The organism is Arenimonas sp. GDDSR-1 (assembly GCF_025980345.1).
Classification (GTDB): domain Bacteria; phylum Pseudomonadota; class Gammaproteobacteria; order Xanthomonadales; family Xanthomonadaceae; genus Arenimonas.
Genome location: NZ_JAPDUI010000017.1, coordinates 1 through 17,792, shown reverse-complemented (window position 1 = coordinate 17,792; position 17,792 = coordinate 1). Strand labels below are relative to the sequence as shown.

General features: G+C 61.7%; 14 protein-coding genes and 1 pseudogene. 10 read left to right on the top strand and 5 right to left on the bottom strand.

Annotated features, from left to right (window positions below; translation table 11 throughout):
• Window positions 1–86 precede the first annotated feature (86 nt).
• The 6 genes from Q0W88_RS04400 to Q0W88_RS04375 all read left to right on the top strand — a co-directional run bounded on the left by Q0W88_RS04400 (window position 87) and on the right by Q0W88_RS04375 (window position 9,535).
• Window positions 87–974 carry an NAD(P)H-hydrate dehydratase gene (locus tag Q0W88_RS04400; RefSeq protein ID WP_297800453.1) on the top strand — a complete coding sequence of 296 codons (888 nt, stop codon included), beginning with the start codon at window positions 87–89 and terminating at the stop codon, window positions 972–974.
• Window positions 971–2,041: a ribosome small subunit-dependent GTPase A gene (gene rsgA, locus Q0W88_RS04395; protein WP_297800451.1), complete on the top strand. Its 1,071-nt coding sequence runs from the start codon at window positions 971–973 to the stop codon at window positions 2,039–2,041. The genes Q0W88_RS04400 and rsgA overlap by 4 nt, the downstream gene beginning before the upstream one ends.
• An 87-nt stretch (window positions 2,042–2,128) precedes the next feature.
• Window positions 2,129–4,408 (top strand): NADP-dependent malic enzyme, encoded by a 2,280-nt coding sequence (locus tag Q0W88_RS04390; RefSeq protein ID WP_297800448.1) that lies wholly within the window; start codon window positions 2,129–2,131, stop codon window positions 4,406–4,408.
• A gap of 45 nt (window positions 4,409–4,453) precedes the next feature.
• On the top strand, window positions 4,454–7,135 hold the full coding sequence (aceE, locus tag Q0W88_RS04385; protein WP_297800446.1) for a pyruvate dehydrogenase (acetyl-transferring), homodimeric type: 2,682 nt from the start codon (window positions 4,454–4,456) through the stop codon (window positions 7,133–7,135).
• Between the two features lie 24 nt (window positions 7,136–7,159).
• A complete protein-coding gene (locus Q0W88_RS04380) occupies window positions 7,160–8,815 on the top strand; it encodes a M28 family metallopeptidase (RefSeq protein WP_297800444.1) in 1,656 nt (551 codons plus the stop codon).
• A gap of 18 nt (window positions 8,816–8,833) precedes the next feature.
• Window positions 8,834–9,535 (top strand): 16S rRNA pseudouridine(516) synthase, encoded by a 702-nt coding sequence (locus tag Q0W88_RS04375; protein ID WP_297800442.1) that lies wholly within the window; start codon window positions 8,834–8,836, stop codon window positions 9,533–9,535.
• 36 nt (window positions 9,536–9,571) lie between these two features.
• Here the strand turns inward: Q0W88_RS04375 and Q0W88_RS04370 are convergent, their stop codons facing one another.
• A complete protein-coding gene (locus tag Q0W88_RS04370; protein ID WP_297800439.1) occupies window positions 9,572–10,381 on the bottom strand; it encodes an SPFH domain-containing protein in 810 nt (269 codons plus the stop codon).
• Window positions 10,382–10,564: 183 nt separating this feature from the next.
• The gene (locus Q0W88_RS04365) at window positions 10,565–12,016 is read right to left on the bottom strand and encodes a DUF1254 domain-containing protein (RefSeq protein WP_297800437.1); all 1,452 of its coding nucleotides are present in this window, start codon (window positions 12,014–12,016) and stop codon (window positions 10,565–10,567) included.
• Between the two features lie 144 nt (window positions 12,017–12,160).
• Between Q0W88_RS04365 and Q0W88_RS04360 the strand changes: the two genes are divergently transcribed.
• Together Q0W88_RS04360 and Q0W88_RS04355 are read left to right on the top strand one after the other, a co-directional pair.
• Window positions 12,161–13,486 carry a M48 family metallopeptidase gene (locus tag Q0W88_RS04360; RefSeq protein WP_297800435.1) on the top strand — a complete coding sequence of 442 codons (1,326 nt, stop codon included), beginning with the start codon at window positions 12,161–12,163 and terminating at the stop codon, window positions 13,484–13,486.
• Between the two features lie 180 nt (window positions 13,487–13,666).
• A complete protein-coding gene (locus Q0W88_RS04355; protein WP_297800433.1) occupies window positions 13,667–14,161 on the top strand; it encodes a fasciclin domain-containing protein in 495 nt (164 codons plus the stop codon).
• A 47-nt stretch (window positions 14,162–14,208) separates the two neighbouring features.
• On the opposite strand, the gene Q0W88_RS04350 is transcribed toward Q0W88_RS04355, so the two are convergent.
• Together Q0W88_RS04350 and Q0W88_RS04345 are read right to left on the bottom strand one after the other, a co-directional pair.
• Window positions 14,209–14,523, bottom strand: coding sequence for a PQ-loop domain-containing transporter (locus Q0W88_RS04350; RefSeq protein WP_297800431.1), 315 nt, complete (start codon window positions 14,521–14,523; stop codon window positions 14,209–14,211).
• A gap of 11 nt (window positions 14,524–14,534) precedes the next feature.
• Window positions 14,535–15,017, bottom strand: a complete 483-nt coding sequence (locus Q0W88_RS04345) for a YajQ family cyclic di-GMP-binding protein (protein ID WP_297800429.1) — start codon at window positions 15,015–15,017, stop codon at window positions 14,535–14,537.
• A 63-nt stretch (window positions 15,018–15,080) separates the two neighbouring features.
• Here Q0W88_RS04345 and Q0W88_RS04340 point away from each other — a divergent pair, with 63 nt between their 5' ends.
• Window positions 15,081–15,971, top strand: a complete 891-nt coding sequence (locus Q0W88_RS04340; protein WP_297800575.1) for a DMT family transporter — start codon at window positions 15,081–15,083, stop codon at window positions 15,969–15,971.
• Window positions 15,972–16,096: 125 nt separating this feature from the next.
• Window positions 16,097–16,684, top strand: coding sequence for a DUF4136 domain-containing protein (locus tag Q0W88_RS04335; protein WP_297800426.1), 588 nt, complete (start codon window positions 16,097–16,099; stop codon window positions 16,682–16,684).
• A gap of 46 nt (window positions 16,685–16,730) precedes the next feature.
• Here the strand turns inward: Q0W88_RS04335 and Q0W88_RS04330 are convergent.
• Window positions 16,731–17,792 (bottom strand): annotated as a pseudogene (locus Q0W88_RS04330) (glycosyltransferase); the annotation flags it as partial.

The window sequence follows — 17,792 nt, the reverse complement described above, 5'->3', positions numbered from 1 at the left end:
GAGGATTCCGGCAAAGGGGTTGCGGCGATGATAACGGGAATCGGCCCGGACTGAACACCGGTGTCGAATGCCGTTACCATAGGCGTATGACCGAGAACGCGCATCCCCTGCCGCCCGAGTTGCTCGCCGTTGCCAAGCGCCTGCTGCATCGGCCGGCCGATTGCCACAAATACGACTTCGGCCGGGTGCTGGTCATTGGCGGCAGCCGTTCCATGGCCGGTGCGCCGGCTTTGGCCGGCATGGCCGCGCTGCGTGCCGGAGCTGGGGTGGTGGAAGTGGCGGTGCCGCAGTCGGTGGCGGCCACGGTCGCCGGATTCGATCCGGCCCTGATCGTGCATGGCCTTCCGGAAGCGGACGGCGGCTGCTTCGAGGGCTCGGCGCTCGCGGGCCTCTTGGCGTTGGTCCAGCGTGCCGATGTCGTGGTTTGCGGTCCGGGCATGGGACGCTCGCCGGTACTGCTGGATCTGGTGCTGGCATTGTGGCGCGATTTTCCACGCACCCTGTTGCTGGATGCCGATGGTCTGAACGCCCTGGCTGAAATTCCCGAAGACCGGCTCAAGCGGCCGGCCGGGCCGCGTCTGCTGACCCCGCATGCCGGGGAAATGCGGCGCCTGCACGCCGGCACGCCGGCGAGCCGTCCTGAATTCGAAGCGGCAGTCGATGCCTTTGCCCGCGACCGTCATGCCGTGCTGGTTCTGAAAGGGCATCGCAGCCGAATCACGGACGGTACCCGCCATGACCTCAATGCCAGCGGCAGTCCCGGTCTGGCCACCGCCGGAGCCGGTGATGTGCTGTCCGGCGTCATTGCCGCAATCGCCGCGCAGGGCATTGCGCCCTTTGAAGCCGCCCGCTTCGGGGTGTGGTTGCATGGCATCGCCGGGGAATTGGCCTGTGAGGCGCTGAGCGCGCCCGGGATGACCGCCGGTGATGTGCTGGACGCCCTGCCGGTGGCCTGGAAGGCGCTGGACGCGTGACCGTTCCCAATTCCGATTTCGCGGCCATCGGCTGGCCGCCGGCACAATCCATTGCCGAGGCCTTGAAGCCTTGGCCCGATGCGCAACTGGCGCGGGTCGTCGCGCAGCACCGCAGCGGCTATGAACTGGCACAGCACCCTGATCACAGTTTCCGCGCGCAGGCCCCGGCTGGCTGGCTGCGGCCGCGAACCGATCCGGAGCTGCGTGCCGTGGTCGGCGACTGGGTGGCGCTGGATGCGGCCGGCAAGCAGATTCTCGGCCTGCTGCCGCGGCATGCTTTGCTCAAACGCGCCGCTGCCGGCGAGCATTTCCAGCAGCAGCTGATCGCCGCCAACATCGATCACGTGCTGCTGGTCAGCGGCATGGACGCCGACTTCAACGCCAAACGCATCGAACGCTATCTGCTGTTGATCGCCGCCTCCGGTGCCAAGCCGGTCCTGGTGCTGACCAAGCTCGACAAATGCGGTGATCCCGCGTTTTACATTTCGCAACTGGCGGCTTTGGCCGAGGGCGGTATTCCGGTGCATGCGCTCAATGCCAAGAGCCCCGAAGAAGCCGCGGTCCTGCATACGTATTTATCCCCGGGCAAATCGGCGGTACTGGTAGGCTCGTCAGGTGCCGGCAAATCGACGCTGACCAACACCCTGCTCGGAACTGAGAAGATGAAAACCCGCAGCGTGCGCGAGGCCGATGCCAAAGGCCGCCACACCACGACGCACCGGGCGCTCATTGCCTTGCCGCAGGGCGGCTGTCTGATCGATACGCCCGGCATGCGCGAGCTCAAGCTCAGCGGCGACGAGCGCTTCGACGAGGGCATGTTCGCCGAATTCGCCACCTTGGCGGGACAGTGCCGGTTCAGCGACTGCAGCCACGGCAACGAACCTGGCTGTGCGGTGCAGGCGGCCATTGCCGAGGGCCGGCTGACGCTCGAGCGCTACCAGCACTACTGCAAGCTGAAAGACGAGCGTGACGCGGCCGCCATGACCCTGGCCGACCGGCGCGCTTCGGACAAGGCGCTGAGCGCCCGGGTCAAACGCCACGTGAAGGATAAATACGGGCGGAAATAAGCGGTTAGGGCCGGATTAAGCCGGTTTCGACCGGCATTGGGTACAATAGAGCGTTAGCACTAACCGTGCTCGATTCTGGAAGCGGAAATGTCTGAAGAAGATTTCAAGCAAGCGGCACTCGATTACCACCGGATGGCGCCGTACGGCAAGATCAAGGTCAGCGCCACCAAGCCGATGGTGACCCAGCGCGATCTGGCCCTGGCCTACTCGCCGGGCGTGGCGCATGCCTGCGAGGCCATCGTGGCCGATCCGGGCCAAGCCTCTTCGCTGACCGCCCGTGCCAATCTGGTGGCCGTGGTCACCAACGGCACCGCCGTGCTCGGTCTGGGCAATATCGGCCCTCTGGCCGGCAAGCCGGTGATGGAAGGCAAAGGCGTGTTGTTCCAGAAGTTCGCCGGCATCGATGTGTTCGACATCGAAATCGATGAAAACGATCCGGACAAGCTGGTCGACATCATCGCCAGCATGGAGCCGACCTTCGGCGGCATCAATCTGGAAGACATCAAGGCGCCGGAATGCTTCGAGGTCGAACGCAAGCTGCGCGAGCGCATGAAGATTCCTGTGTTCCATGACGACCAGCATGGCACCGCCATCATCGTCGGCGCCGCGGTCATCAATGCCCTGCATGTCGCGGGAAAGAATATCGAAGACGTGAAGCTGGCCACCAGCGGCGCCGGCGCTGCCGGCATCGCCTGCCTCGACATGCTGGTCGCGCTCGGCCTGAAGCCGGAAAACATCCTGGCCATCGACCGCGATGGCGTGCTGTTTGAGGGCCGCGAAGGCCTGGATGTCGACAAGGCCCGCTATGCACGCCGTACCGACAAGCGCAGCTTGGCGGACATCATTGAAGGCGCCGATATCTTCCTCGGCCTGTCGGCCGGCGGCGTGCTCAAACCGGAAATGGTCGCCACCATGGCCGAGCGCCCGATTATCTTCGCGCTGGCCAATCCCTATCCGGAAATCCTGCCGGATGCGGCCAAGGCGGTGCGTCCGGATGCCATCATCGGCACCGGCCGTTCCGATTACCCGAACCAGATCAACAACGCACTGTGCTTCCCGTATATTTTCCGCGGCGCGCTCGATGTCGGGGCGACCTGCATCAACGAAGACATGAAGCGCGCCTGCGTGTATGCCATCGCCGAACTGGCGCGCAAGGAAGCCTCCGATCTGGGGTCGGCCTACAGCGGCGAAACCCCGCGTTTCGGCGCCGATTACCTGATTCCGCGTCCCTTCGATCCGCGTCTGCTGATCTCGCTGGCGCCGGCCGTGGCGCAGGCCGCGATGCTGTCCGGCGTCGCCACCCGTCCCATTGCCGACATCCATGCCTACCGCGAACAGCTGTCGCAGTTCGTATACCGCACCGGCCTTTTGATGCGGCCGATGTTCGAGCGCGCACGCGCCGACCTCAAGCGGGTGGTGTATGCCGAAGGCGAAGAGGAAACCGTGCTGCGTGCCGTGCAGACCGTGGTCGATGACGGCCTGGCCCGCCCGATCCTGATCGGCCGTCCGGCGGTGATCGAACGCCGCATCGAAAAGCTCGGCCTGCGCCTGAAACAGGGCGTCGATTTCGACCTGACCAACCTCGACGACGATCCGCGCTTCAACGATTATTGGCAGCATTATCTGCAGATCATGGCGCGCAAAGGCGTCAGTCCGCCGGCGGCCAAAGCCATCGTGCGTTCGCGCGGCACCGTGGTCGCGGCGCTGATGGTCAAGCGCGGCGAAGCCGATGCCATGCTGTGCGGCATCGTCGGCAAATACTCCGGCAAACTCAAGCATGTCATCGATGTCATCGGCGTCGATCCGGCGGTCAGCGCGGTATCGGCGATGTCGGTGGTGATCAGCGACAAGGGTCCGCTGTTCTTCACCGACACCCACGTCCAGCATTGCCCGAGCGCCGAGCAGATCGCCGAAGCGGCCTTGCAGGCGGCGTTCCGTCTGCGTCTGTTCGGCATCAATCCGAAAGTCGCCCTGGTCTGCCATTCGAACTTCGGCTCCTCGGAAGCGGCCAGCGCGAAGAAAATGCGTGAAGCCCTGCAGCTCATTCTGGCCCGCTCGCCACGGCTGGAAGTGGAGGGCGAGATGCATGTCGATGCCGCCCTGCGTCCGGAGATCCGCGACCGCCTGTTCCCGGATTCGCGCCTGACCGGAGCCGCCAATCTGCTGGTGATGCCGGACATGGACGCCGCCAATACCGCCTACAACCTGACCCGGGTCATGACCGACGGCATCGGCATCGGTCCGATTCTGATGGGCATGGCCAAGCCGGTGCATGTGCTGACCCCGTCCGCGACGGTAAGACGCGTGGTCAACATGACCGCCATCGCCGCCGTCGAAGCGCAGATCCGCGAGCAACGCGGCGCCTGACCCGACCGAACCCCGACTTGAAAATACGAGAACCTGGAAAACGCTATGAGCTGGATGAACGATGTGCTGAATAACGACCACGATCCGAAAGAAACCCGGGAGTGGCTGGAGTCGCTCAAAGCCGTGCTCGACCACGACGGTGCCGAGCGCGCCCACCAGCTGCTTGAACGCATGGTCGAACTCACCCGCCGCGCCGGCGGCAATCTGCCGTTCCATCCGACCACCGAATACATCAACACCATTCCGGCCGAAAGCGAGCCGGCGATGGATGGCGATCTGGCCATGGAGTGGCGCATCCGTTCGATCATCCGCTGGAACGCGATGGCGATGGTGGTGCGCGCCAACCGCAAGCCCGGCGAGCTCGGCGGCCACATCGCCAGCTTCGCCTCCAGTGCCACTCTTTACGATGTCGGTTTCAACTATTTCTGGCGCGCGCCGAGCGAGAATCACCCGGGCGATCTGCTGTACATCCAGGGCCATTCCTCGCCGGGCATCTATGCCCGCGCCTTCCTGGAAGGCCGCATCAGCGAAGACCAGCTCGACAACTTCCGCATGGAAGTCGATGGCCGCGGCGTGTCCTCGTATCCGCATCCGTGGCTGATGCCCGATTTCTGGCAGACGCCGACGGTGTCGATGGGCCTGGGTCCGATCAGCGCCATCTACCAAGCGCGGTTCTGGAAATACCTCGAAGGCCGCGGCCTGATGCCGAAGACCGACCGCAAGATCTGGTGCTTCATGGGCGACGGTGAATGCGACGAACCGGAAAGCCTGGGCGCCATCGCGCTGGCCGGCCGCGAGGGTCTCGACAACCTGTGCTTCGTCATCAACTGCAATCTGCAGCGTCTGGACGGTCCGGTACGCGGCAACGGCAAGATCATCCAGGAGCTGGAGGGCAGCTTCCGCGGCGCCGGCTGGAACGTGCTGAAAGTGGTCTGGGGCAGTTACTGGGATCCGCTTCTGGCCCGTGACAGCAGCGGCCAGCTGAAAAAAATCATGATGGAAACCGTCGACGGCGAGTACCAGAACTGCAAAGCCTTCGGCGGCGCCTACACGCGGGAACATTTCTTCGGCAAAACGCCGGAGACCGCCGAGCTGGTGTCCAAACTCAGCGATCAGGACATTGCCCGTTTGAACCGCGGCGGTCATGATCCGCACAAAGTGCATGCGGCCTATGCCGCCGCCACCGCGCACAAGGGCCAGCCGACCGTGATTCTGGCCAAGACCGTGAAAGGCTACGGCATGGGTTCGGCCGGCGAATCGCTGAACCCGACCCACCAGACCAAAAAACTGGACACCGAATCGGTCAAGTCCTTCCGCGACCGCTTCAACATCCCGGTCAGTGACGAGCAGATCGAGAATCTCGGCTTCTACCATCCGGGCGAAGACTCGCCGGAAGTGAAGTACATGAAGGCGCGCCGCCAGGCCATGGGCGGCTATCTGCCGCAGCGCCGCCAGAAGTCGGATCTGACCCTGCCGGTACCGGCGCTGGAGACCTTCGAACGCTTGCTGAAATCCTCGGGCGACCGCGAGATTTCCACCACCATGGCCTTCGTGCAGACCCTCAACATCATTCTGCGTGACAAAGAGGTGGGGCCGCGCGTCGTCCCGATCGTGGCCGACGAGGCCCGTACTTTCGGCATGGAAGGCCTGTTCCGCCAGATCGGCATCTATGCGCCGTTCGGCCAGAAATACAAACCGGTCGATGCCGACCAGCTGATGTACTACCGCGAAGACACCGCCGGCCAGGTGCTGGAAGAGGGCATCACCGAAGCCGGTGCGTTCTCCAGCTGGCTGGCCGCCGCCACCAGTTATTCCACCAACAACCAGCCGATGCTGCCGTTCTACATCTTCTACTCGATGTTCGGCTTCCAGCGTATCGGCGATTCGGCCTGGCAGGCCGCCGACATGCGCGCGCGCGGTTTCCTGCTTGGCGCCACCGCCGGCCGCACCACGCTCAACGGCGAAGGCCTGCAGCATGAAGACGGCCATTCGCACCTGCTGGCCGGTGCCGTGCCGAACTGCAAATCCTACGATCCGAGCTTCGGTTATGAAGTGACGGTCATCGTTCAGGAAGGCATGCAGCGCATGCTGGCCGAGCAGCGCGACGAGTACTACTACATCACCCTGATGAACGAGAACTACCCGATGCCGGAAATGCCGGAAGGCAGCCGCGAGGGCATTCTCAAGGGCATGTACCTGTTCAAGGATGCCGGCAAGGCCAAGAAGGGAGAGCTGCGCGTGCAACTTCTCGGCTCGGGCACCATCCTGCGCGAAGCCATCGCCGCCGCCGAACTGCTCGACAAGGACTTCGGCGTTTCCGCCGACATCTGGTCCTGCCCGAGCTTCAACGAGCTGCGCCGGGACGGTTTCGATGCCGAGCGCTGGAACCGTCTGCACCCGGAAAGCGAAAAGCGCACATCGCATGTCGAACGCTGCCTGAGCGGCCGCAGCGGTCCGGCCATCGCCGCCACCGACTACGTGCGTGCCTTCGCCGACCAGATCCGCGCTTTCGTGCCGATGCATTACACCGTGCTCGGTACCGATGGTTTCGGCCGCTCGGATACCCGCGGCAATCTGCGCCGGTTCTTCGAAGTCGACCGCTACTACATCGCCCATGCCGCCATCGCGGCGCTGGCGGCCGAAGGCAAGATGAATGCCAAGGATGTGGCGCGCGCCATCAAGACCTATAACATCGATCCTGAGAAAGCCAACCCGATCGGCGTCTGACGCCGGCACAACCGAGAGGTTTCCATGAAACAGCCCGTACTTCTGATTGCACTCCTTGCCGCCGGCACCGCCGGCGCCGCCGACACGCCGTCATTCGATGCACAGCGACTTTCCCAGCATGTAAAGACGCTGTCTTCGGATGCCTTCGAAGGCCGCGGCCCGAACACCGCCGGCGAGGAAAAAACCGTCGCTTACCTGATCGAGCAGTTCAAGGCCGCCGGCCTGCAGCCGGGCGGCGACAGCAAGAACGGCAAACGCCTGTGGACGCAGGCCGTGCCGCTCGGTCGCTTCGAAATCAAAGGCCCGGTGCAGGCCTCGGTGTCGCTCGGCGGCAAAGCCAAGCCGCTGCAGCAGGGCAATGAAATCGCCATCCGCGCCGCCATGAACGGGCAGACCGCGGTCGCCATCAAGGATGCGCCGCTGGTGTTCGTCGGATACGGCGTCAAAGCGCCGGAACGCAACTGGGATGATTTCAAAGGCGTCGACCTGAAAGGCAAAATCGCCGTGGTGCTGATCAACGACCCGGATTTCGAAACCGGTCAGGGCGCGTTCGGCGGCAAGGCCATGACCTACTACGGCCGTTGGACCTACAAGTTCGAGGAAATGGCCCGTCAGGGCGCGATCGGCACCATGATCGTGCATGAAACCGCGCCGGCCTCTTACGGTTGGCCGACCGTGAAGAACTCGAACACCAATGTCATGTTCGATATCGTCCGCCAGGAACCGCAGAAATCGCATGCCCCGCTCGAATCCTGGATCCAGCGCGATACCGCGGTGGCCTGGTTCAAACAGGCCGGTCTGAACTTCGACACCCTCAAAAAGCAGGCGCAGACACCGGGCTTCAAGCCGGTCACGCTCAAGGGCGTCAGCTTCTCGGCCGATTACGCCGTCAATGCCCAGACCATCACCTCGCAGAACGTGGTGGCCCGCCTTGAAGGCAGCAAGAATCCGAAGCACACGGTGATTTACAGCGGTCACTGGGATCACCTCGGCGTCGGCGCGCCCGATGCCAAGGGCGATACCATCTACAACGGCGCCGTCGACAACGGTACCGGTCTGGCGGCCATGCTGGAATTGGCGCGCGCTTACGGCAAGGCTCCGAAAACCCACCGTTCGGTGGTGTTCCTGGCGGTGACCGCCGAGGAAAAGGGACTGCTCGGTTCCGAATACTACGCCGCCAATCCGGTGTTCCCGCTCGGTAAAACCGTCGCGATGATCAACATGGACGCGCTCAGCCCAGGCGGCAAGGCGCGCAACTTCAACATCTCCGGCAGCGCCAAACTCGAACTGCTCGACCGTCTGGTGGCCACGGCCGCGAAATGGAACGTCGCCTACTCGCCGGATCCGAAGCCGGAAGCGGGTCACTTCTTCCGCTCCGATCACTTCCCGATGGCCAAGCGCGGCGTGCCGGCGATTTCCTTCGGCAGCGGCGATGACCTTCTGGTCGGCGGCAAGGCGGCCGGCGACAAGGAAGAGGTCGATTACACCACGGCGCGTTATCACCAACCGGCGGATGAATGGCAGGCCGGCTGGAGCTTCGAAGGCATGAGCCGTGATCTGGAAATCCTGTACACCCTGGGCCGCGATCTGGCCAATTCGAACGACTGGCCGAACTGGTCGGTGGATTCCGAATTCCGCGGTGCCCGCGACCAGAGCGCCTCCGAGCGCAAGGGTGACTGATTTTCGCGGATTTCGCGCGTGAAGCTGGTCAAGCTGCTGGCCAATCTCGGTTACGGGTCACGCAAGGACGTGACCCGGCTGATCCGTAACGGCTGGCTGACCCGGCGTGACGGCAGCACCGTCGGTCTGGACGACGCCTACACGCACGAGGATCTGCTGGTGGACGACGAGCCGATCGATCCCGCCCAAGGGGTTCTGATCCTGCTCAACAAGCCGATCGGGTACACCTGCTCGACCAAAGATCCCGGGCGCGTGGTCTACGATTTATTGCCGGAGCGCTTCCGTTACCGCAATCCGGTACTGAGCACGGTCGGCCGGCTCGACCGCGACACCTCCGGTCTTTTGATGCTGACCGATGACGGCCAGCTGCTGCACCGCATTATTTCCCCGAAAGCCGAGTTGCCGAAAGTGTACGAGGTGGAATTGGCCGAAGACCTGCGCGGCGACGAAGCCGCGCTTTTCGCGGCAGGCACCCTGCTGTTGGAAAGCGAAACCACGCCCTTGGCGCCTGCGGTGATGGAAACTATCGACGCCCGTCATGCCCGGCTGACACTCATTGAAGGGCGCTATCATCAGGTGCGGCGCATGTTCGCGGCCACCGGCAACCGCGTGCTCAGCCTGCACCGCAGCCGAACCGGAAATCTGGATTTAAGCGGCCTCGAACCCGGACAGTGGCGCATCGTGCCGCGTGACGAAGCGGAAGCGAAGCTGTTCGCTTAAGTGAATAAGCAATCCGCCCTGATTGGGCGGATTAAGTCACTTCACATTGATGACGGGGTCAATCTGACCGCCGACGATAAACGTACAATTCGCGCCTTGTACGCTACAGACTGCCTGCTGCATCTTGATGCGTTCCATCTCGACGAACTGCGCGGGATTCAGATTCATGGCGTTTCGGTACGCATTGTCTGCCTCGGCCCGACTCTGTTCGGCGGCTTTTCGGCTTTGCTCGGCAAGATCGCGTTTATGTTCGGTGAGCACACGCTGTTCCTGCTGCGCCGTTTCAACGCGCTGATTGCGCACTGCATCGGGTGGATTGGCTTTACCTACCGTTATCTTCACAAGTCGAATCGGTATGCTGTTAGCCTTGAAATATTCTTGCATTGCTTTCGTGACTTCGGTGTCGATCTCATCGATGGCGGTAGTCTGAATAGCTGTTTCATTCATGCCGTGCTTTTTGACCGCAGAGCGGACGCGATTGAAAAATTCCTGCTCAACGTTGTTTTTGTACCAGTCTTGGCCAAAGTCCTTAACCAGAACTACCGGATCAGTAACCTGCAGGCGAATGATGGCATGAAAGTCCAGCGGTACGCCGTCACTTGACATCAAATCAGTGAAATTACCGTCGAATTGCTGCGGAAACATATTGACGTATATTTTCTGCGTGGACATCCATGTGTATGTCAATCCAGGAGATACCGGCTGCGCCCGAACACCACCGTGTCCAAACAGCCAGGGTTTATCAATCAGCACCGCCTGTTGTCCGGCATCGGGTGCTACCACGGTACAGGCCGTGCAGACAAATAACAGCGAGGTCGCGAGCGCTGCGTGTTTAATGTATTTCATCAAAATTCCCCAAGGATTATTATCAAGGCCTTTAACCGGCTGGCGCTTTCATTTTCAATATAAACATCTGCCGGGTCAAGCTCTCTGCGGCTTGCGAATTTACGTCGCACACTATGTATCCATTTCAATTCTACGGGTAGAAAAAAGCCGCCAGAAGGCGGCTTTTTTGCAGATGTGCAGCGTTTAATCGACGCGGATCACCGGCGGCGGGCTCCAGCTGCCGCTGCCCGCAGGAAGAACCGACGGTGCTTCGGTTTTCGGCCAGTACAGGCGCATGACCATGTAAATCGGACCGTTCGGTGCCGGGAGCCAGTTGGCTTCCTTGTCCTTTCCGGGCGAATCCTTCTGGATGTAAAGGGTCAGCGAGCCGTCGGCATTGGTTTTCATGCCGGGCAGCATCGGCGAGTTGATCAGGTAGCGGTTGATCGGGTTCTGGATCAGCAGCTGGCTCGTACCGTCGTACATGGTGACTGACCAGAAGGCATTGACCGGTGGCAGTTGTCCGGCATCGAAAGTCAGGGTGTATTTATGCTTGCTGCCATCGAGCACTTCGCCGTTGGCATCCGCACGCGTCATCGGGTACATGGCTTCTTCGGCGTTGTTGCCGTAAATGCCGCCTTTCGCAGCCGCGGCCCGCATCATCCAGTTGCCGTTGAAGAATGCGGCATCGCCGAACATGGAGCCGACTTTCCAGCCATTGATGGTCTTGCCGCCGCTGTTGAGGAATGTATCGATTTTTTCGGCGCCCGATTTCATGCCCAGCATCATTGCCGCTCTGCGTGCGGCCGGCAGTTCCTTGAACGCGAATGGTGCATCGGTACCGATACCGAGCCGCGCCAGTTTTGCCCGGATCGCTTTGTCCTGGGGGGATTCCGGGACGAACTGCAACGCGGCATCGAGATAGTCGAAGAACTCCGATTTGATACCGGCGTTGCTGGCCGGCGGGAATGCCGCTTGTGCAGCTGCCGGCGGAGCCGGCTGTTTCAGGAAGGCGGACAGCGGCTGTACCCGGTAGCCGGCCTGAATTTTTTTCACATTGGCCAGATCCTCGGCATTGAACAGCTGGGTGCGGAAAATGGTCAGGCCCAGCGGCGTGGTGGCCCGGAACACCTGCTTGATGCCATCCGGGGTTTCGCCATTCCAGTCCGGGCCGGCCACCAGATAATCCCCGCCGTCGCTGCCGGTCGCGCGGCTGCCGATGTAGCCGTAGTTATAGGTGTTGCCGTCGGTCAGCTGTACCGAGAAATAGCGGTTCTTTTCCACCGCCGGGACCGATATCACCATCGGTTCGGCGCGCAGGTCCAGCCAGAGCATCGAATAGGGCGTGTCGCTGTTGGGCGTGACCACGGCCGTGTCCTGATAGGTGAAGACCCGGGCCTCGCTGGCAATGGTATTGAACGGGGCCTTGTACTGGCCGGAATCCTTGTTGAGGGCCAGCTCATTCATCACCGCGTAGTTCATCACGATCGGCAAGCCGTAGATGAAGGCCTCTTCGGCCAAGGCTTTGACCTCGCCAACATCCGCTGTTTCGGTGCCGGCAGCCTCTTGCTTGGACGAATTGCAGCCGGCAGTCATCACCGTCGCCGCTGTGACGCCCAGCGCCAAGGCCAAGGTCTTCACTCTGGATGATTTCATGCAGATTTCCCCGTGTCGTGGTTGTTTTCGGGATTATTGCACAACTTGACGCAGCGGTCGGCCAGCGCCCCCATGACTTCCGGCCATTGCCGGCAGCCAGCGGCGGCTTTATGCTTGGGGCATACCCACTCCGAGGACACCGGCATGCGCCGTCTATTCACCGTATTCCTGGCCTTGTGCCTGTTCAGTGGCACACTGGCCGCGCAGGCGCCAGCCGCCGCACCCGGCGAGCGCGAACTGCCGGCCGGCTTGATTGTGCCCGATGCCGCCAAACCCGGCCCGGGCTTCGATGCCGACAAGGCCACGCAGTCCTATATCGACCTGCTGACCCCGGAGCAACGGGCGCAGTCCGATGCGTATTTCGAAGGCGGCTATTGGCTGCAGCTCTGGGGCTTTCTTTACGGCTTGATGATTTGTGCGGTATTCATCGTCAGCGGTCTGTCCGTCAAGATGCGCGATATCGCCAAGCGCATCAGTCACCGCCCCTGGTTGTATACCGCTATTTTCGGAGCGCTCTGGTTGTTGGCGTCGAGCGTGCTGAGCCTGCCTTGGGCGCTTTACACCGAGTTTTACCGCGAACACGCCTACGGGCTGTCGAATCTGACCCTCGGGGGCTGGTTCGAGGAGTCCGGCAAGAACCTGCTGTTGGAATTGATCATCATGCCCTGGCTGGTTGCCGGCATTTTCGCTGCGGTGCGTAAAGCGGGCGAAAGTTGGTGGCTGCGTGCCGGCATCGCCAGCTTCTTGGTTCTGCTGCTGCTGATCATGGTCAGCCCGGTGTTCATCAATCCCTTGTTCAATGACTACAAGCCGTTGCCGGACGGTCCGGTAAAATCGGCGATTCTCTCCCTGGCCCGCGCCAACCAGATTCCGACCGACAATGTGAAGTACTTCGACGCCTCGAAGCAGACCACGCGGGTCAGCGCCAATGTCTCCGGTTTCGCCGGCACCACCCAGGTCAGCCTCAACGACAATCTGCTCAACAAAACCTCGTTGCCGGAAGTCAAGGCGGTGATGGGCCACGAGATGGGACATTATGTGCTCAACCATGCCGTCCGCAATCTGGCCTATATCAGCCTGGTGCTGATGTTCGGATTCTGGTTCGTGCACAAGCTGATCGACCGTGCCATCGTCCGTGTCGGCACGCGCTACGGCATCACCGAGCGCACCGATCCGGCGGTATTGCCGATTGCAGTGGCGGTGTTCAGCTTCTACATGCTGCTGGCTACGCCGGTGATCAATACCATCATCCGCACGGCCGAGAAGGAAGCCGATCTGTACGGCCTGAACTCGGCACGCGAGCCGCACGGTTTCGCCACCGCCGCCATGCGCCTGAGCACCTACCGCAAGATCCATCCGGGCTACTGGGAAGAAGTGATTTTCTACGATCATCCGAGCGGTTACGACCGCGTGCATTCCTCGATGCTGTGGTTGCAGGAAAACCAGGAACTGGCGACCGGACAGCCCTGAACCGAACCGATGGCGTCATGAAACAGGAGGGCTTGCCCTCCTTTTTCATGCGCGGTATTCACGCTCTGCGCACATTTCGAACACAACACGCTCACGCGAATCTGACGCGCTCTGCACGCCTGCCGCGGCATAGTGGCGCTGTGCCAAAGCACACCTCCCATGAACCGCAAAGGAAATCCCATGAACGTATTCAAGCATGCCCTGTTCGCCATCGCCTTGGCTGGCGCCAGCTCCGCCGCTCTGGCGCACAATCATGAAAAGAAGGAAACCGGCACCATCGTCGCCGTTGCCGCCGGTAACCCCGACTTCTCCACCCTGGTCGCCGCTGTGAAAGCCGCCGGCCTGGTCGACACTTTGAATTCGGCCGGTCCGTTCACCGTGTTCGCGCCGACCAACGCCGCATTCGCCAAGCTTCCGGCCGGAACCGTGGAAAGCCTGCTCAAGCCGGAAAACAAAGCCAAGCTGACCGCCATCCTGACCTATCACGTGGTCGCCGGAAAAGTCACCGCGGCCGATGTGGTCAAGCTGAAAAGCGCCGACACCGTGAACGGCAAAGCCGTCAAAATCATGGCCGGTCATCATGGCGTCAAAGTCAACGACGCCAACGTCACCGCCACCGACATCAAAGCCAGCAACGGCGTGATTCACGTCATCGACAGCGTACTGATTCCATAATTCACCCAGTGCAGAAAAAGCGGCCTTCGGGCCGCTTATTTTGGGAATCAAATCGAGGGCGGTTCGCTTCGGCTGCGGTAGCGGGCGGTGAGATAGACGGTGATCAGCACGAACAGCAGCCCGGCAGCGGAGGCAAATACCAGCGGCAGGCCCTGACCGGTGTAGCGGTAAAGCGCCACGGCATAGAACAGCGAAATCGAAGAAGACACGATCCAGATCGACCAGGACCGCAGCGACAGGTCGCGGCTGGATTTGGTGTCGATCAGTTTTTTCCACTGCGGCAGATAGGCGAGCAGGGAGATGACCGGAACCGCGGTCTGCAGCGTGCCGGCGATGATCAGTAATTTGTAGTTGTCCGGCATGGCCGACCGGGTCAGTCCCGGAAGTTCTCGAACTGCAGGGGCAGTTCGAAGTCCTTGGATTTCAGCAGGGCGATGGCTTCCTGCAGGTCGTCGCGCTTCTTGCCCATCACTTTCAGCTTGTCGCCGTTGATCTGGGAGTCGACCTTCAGCTTGGCTTCCTTGAGCGCGGCCGCGATCTTCTTGGCGGTCTTCTGCTCGATGCCGGATTTCAGCGTGACTTTCTGCTTGGCCGTGGCCAGGTTCACTTCCGGCTCGCCGATGTCCATGCAACGGGCATCGATGCCGCGGGCGATCAGGCGTGCCTTCAGGATGTCGAGCATCTGCTGGACCTGGAAGTCGCTCGGCGCCTGCAGGGTCACCACGAATTTCTCGAGCGTGAACGAGGCCTCCACGTTCTTGAAGTCGAAACGGTTCTTCAGCTCGCGGTTGGCGATGTCGATGGCATTGGTCAGTTCGTGGTTGTCCACTTCGGAAACGATGTCGAACGAGGGCATAGATCCTCCGGTAATAATGACGCTAGTGTGACTCGGCGGCGGAGGATGTGCAATCATGTGGCTATGTCCCACGACGCCAAAAACGACAACAAACGCCGCGGCATCCTGATGATGCTGCTGGCCTGCCTGTTCTTCAGTCTCATGGACGCGGTGATGAAGCGGCTGACCGCCGATTTTCCGCCGATGCAGGTCACCGCGCTGCGCGCCATGAGTTCGCTGCCGCTGATCCTGCTCTATGTGCACTGGCGCGGGGCCTGGTCCTCGCTATGGCGCGTGCGCTGGGCCCTGCATCTGCTACGGATCGGCCTGGGCGTGCTGATGTTGGCCCTGTTCATCTACGCCATCAAGCGCCTGCCGCTGACCGAAGCCTACGCGATTTTCTACATCTCGCCGTTCGCCATCGCGGCCTTGTCCATCCCCCTTTTGGGCGAAAGGGTCGCACGCGCCAGCTGGATCGCGATCGGTGTCGGCCTGCTGGGGGTGCTGGTGGTGCTCAAGCCGACCGGCGCCGGGATGGTCAGTCTGGCAGGATTGGCCATTCTGGCGGCCGCGCTGTGTTATGCGGTGTCGGCCATCAGCGTGCGCCTGCTCAGCCGGACCGACAGCGCCGAAAGCATGGTCTGGTGGTCGATGGCCGGCATTGCCGTGCTGGCGGGCCTGTTGGCCCTGCCGGAATGGGCCCCGTTGGAACGGCGGCATCTGCTGCCCTTGGCGGCCTTGGCGGTCACCGGCTTCTTCGGCCAGCTCACCATCACCGAGGCCTTCCGAATCGCGCCGGCGGCAACGGTCACGCCGTTCGAGTATTCGGCCCTGGCCTGGGCGCTGGGCTTGGATGTGCTGATTTGGCAGGTGGTGCCGGAGCTCAGGGTATTCATTGGCGCGGCCATCATTGTCGCCAGCGGCATTTATCTGGCGCGTCATGAAGCCGGGTTGCCCGAGTCGGAGCGGCCTTGACCGGTCATCGCTGGAAGTCGCTGCCGATGGCAATTTCAGGCACTATCCGATAAAGTAAAGGCGCCGGATGAGTCCCGTCCGACCGCACATGTGCGGAAACTTCCCAAGAATCGATCGAGGTGTCTATGAAGTCCTTATTGCTCAACGCCGTCCTGTTCGGAACCGCCCTGAGTCTGGCCGGGTGCGCCAGCCAGCCCAGCATCAGCAGTCAGTCGCGTCCGAATGTGGATTTCGCCGCCTACAAAACCTACGGCTGGGTCACCCCGCTGGCGACCGACAAAGCCGGCTATTCGACCATGATCACCGGGCACTTCAAGAGCGCGGTCCAGAATGAAATGGCGGCCCGCGGCTATGTCTATGATGCCAACAACCCGGATCTGCAGGTCAACTTCTATTCCAACATCGAAAACCGCAGCGAAACCTACAGCAGCCCGACGATGTCGGTGGGCTACTACGGGTACCGTGGCGGCTTCGGTTATGGTCTGGGCATTCCGGTTTATGGTTCCGATGTCGAAACCCGCAACTACAAGGTCGGCACCGTCAACATCGACATCGTCGATGCCAAGCGCAAGGAGCTGGTCTGGGAAGGCGTGCTGGAAGGCACCCTGAGCAAGAAAGCGATGGAAAACCCGGGAGCGGCAATCAAGTATGCGGTCTCCCAGATCTACACCCGCTATCCGGTGGCGGCCCGTACCGCCGCGCCGGCCCAGTAAGGCTTTCCGCAATTATGTAAAAAAACGGCCCATTCGGGCCGTTTTTTCATTCCGCAGCTGGAAACTCGCCGGACAGTGCGTAAAGCATGCGGTCACGCGGCCCGGGCCGGTCATCCTCAATCCATTCGCCGAGCTTGACCGGCGTGACGCCGGCTTTGGCCAGTTCGTCCAGGAAGCGCGCCTCAATCTCGCGTTTCAGAATGAACACGCGGCGGTCCGGCGCATTGGCCAGCTCCTCGGCCAGGCTGGAATCGTAGGCGGAGTCCGAGATCGGCTTCGGACGCGGCGTGAACGACACTTTCTTGATATTGGCATCGAAATACAGATTCAATCCGTTACGCGACATGTCCTCGACGAAAATGATCTGCTCCGGCTTGCCCGGCAACATCGGCTTTATCTCTGATGCGAAGGCCCGTGAGTCCTTATCGTGATCATCCAAGGCAACAGGCAACAGGCCTTTGATGGCCAACACCGCGACCAGCCAGACGGCCATGGCGATGGCGGTGCCGCGTCCGAAGTGCACCGGTTCAAGGCGTCGGCTCAACAGGAGCAATGCCGGAATGGTCAGGCCCAACACATACAAGGGCAAGCGCGATTGCGCCAGAGAGAACACCAGCAGGGGCAGCAGGAACCAAAGCCAGAGAAAGCGACTTTGTTCGAGAGGTGCTGCAGGTTTCGCGGCTTGTTTCCGGAAAACCGCAAGTGCAATCAGGGCCGGCAGCGTGCCCAGCAGCAAAGTCGGCAGAAACTGCGTGAACGGCCCGTACCACTCGCCGTTTCGGTTGTGGGTATCGCTGGCGATGCGGGCGACCACTTCGTGGCCGAGGAAATAATCCAAAAGTCCCGGATGGCGCAGGATGACCGCCACATACCAGGTCAATCCGATCAGGACGAAGCCGAGCAGTCCAAGCGGCCGCAGCAGGGCGCGCCCGTCACGGTGCCAGAGAGCAAATACGGTGATGGCCAGCAGCGGCAAGAGGCCGGGGGGGCCCTTGGTCAGGAAGGCCAATCCGAAGGCGCACCACATGGCATCCAGCCAGCGGCGATTGCCGCCGCCGAATCGGTACTGGGCATAGCAGCTCATGGCCAGGGTGGTCATGGCCGCCAG

What these genes read in the sequence shown, in the direction of transcription:
- Q0W88_RS04365 (WP_297800437.1), bottom strand. Translation starts at nt 12,016, where the DNA reads ATGAAATCATCCAGAGTGAAGACCTTGGCCTTGGCGCTGGGCGTCACA.
- Q0W88_RS04345 (WP_297800429.1), bottom strand. Translation starts at nt 15,017, where the DNA reads ATGCCCTCGTTCGACATCGTTTCCGAAGTGGACAACCACGAACTGACC.
- Q0W88_RS04355 (WP_297800433.1), top strand. Translation starts at nt 13,667, where the DNA reads ATGAACGTATTCAAGCATGCCCTGTTCGCCATCGCCTTGGCTGGCGCC.
- Q0W88_RS04350 (WP_297800431.1), bottom strand. Translation starts at nt 14,523, where the DNA reads ATGCCGGACAACTACAAATTACTGATCATCGCCGGCACGCTGCAGACC.
- Q0W88_RS04380 (WP_297800444.1), top strand. Translation starts at nt 7,160, where the DNA reads ATGAAACAGCCCGTACTTCTGATTGCACTCCTTGCCGCCGGCACCGCC.
- Q0W88_RS04340 (WP_297800575.1), top strand. Translation starts at nt 15,081, where the DNA reads ATGTCCCACGACGCCAAAAACGACAACAAACGCCGCGGCATCCTGATG.
- Q0W88_RS04400 (WP_297800453.1), top strand. Translation starts at nt 87, where the DNA reads ATGACCGAGAACGCGCATCCCCTGCCGCCCGAGTTGCTCGCCGTTGCC.
- Q0W88_RS04370 (WP_297800439.1), bottom strand. Translation starts at nt 10,381, where the DNA reads ATGAAATACATTAAACACGCAGCGCTCGCGACCTCGCTGTTATTTGTC.
- Q0W88_RS04335 (WP_297800426.1), top strand. Translation starts at nt 16,097, where the DNA reads ATGAAGTCCTTATTGCTCAACGCCGTCCTGTTCGGAACCGCCCTGAGT.
- Q0W88_RS04360 (WP_297800435.1), top strand. Translation starts at nt 12,161, where the DNA reads ATGCGCCGTCTATTCACCGTATTCCTGGCCTTGTGCCTGTTCAGTGGC.
- aceE (WP_297800446.1), top strand. Translation starts at nt 4,454, where the DNA reads ATGAGCTGGATGAACGATGTGCTGAATAACGACCACGATCCGAAAGAA.
- Q0W88_RS04390 (WP_297800448.1), top strand. Translation starts at nt 2,129, where the DNA reads ATGTCTGAAGAAGATTTCAAGCAAGCGGCACTCGATTACCACCGGATG.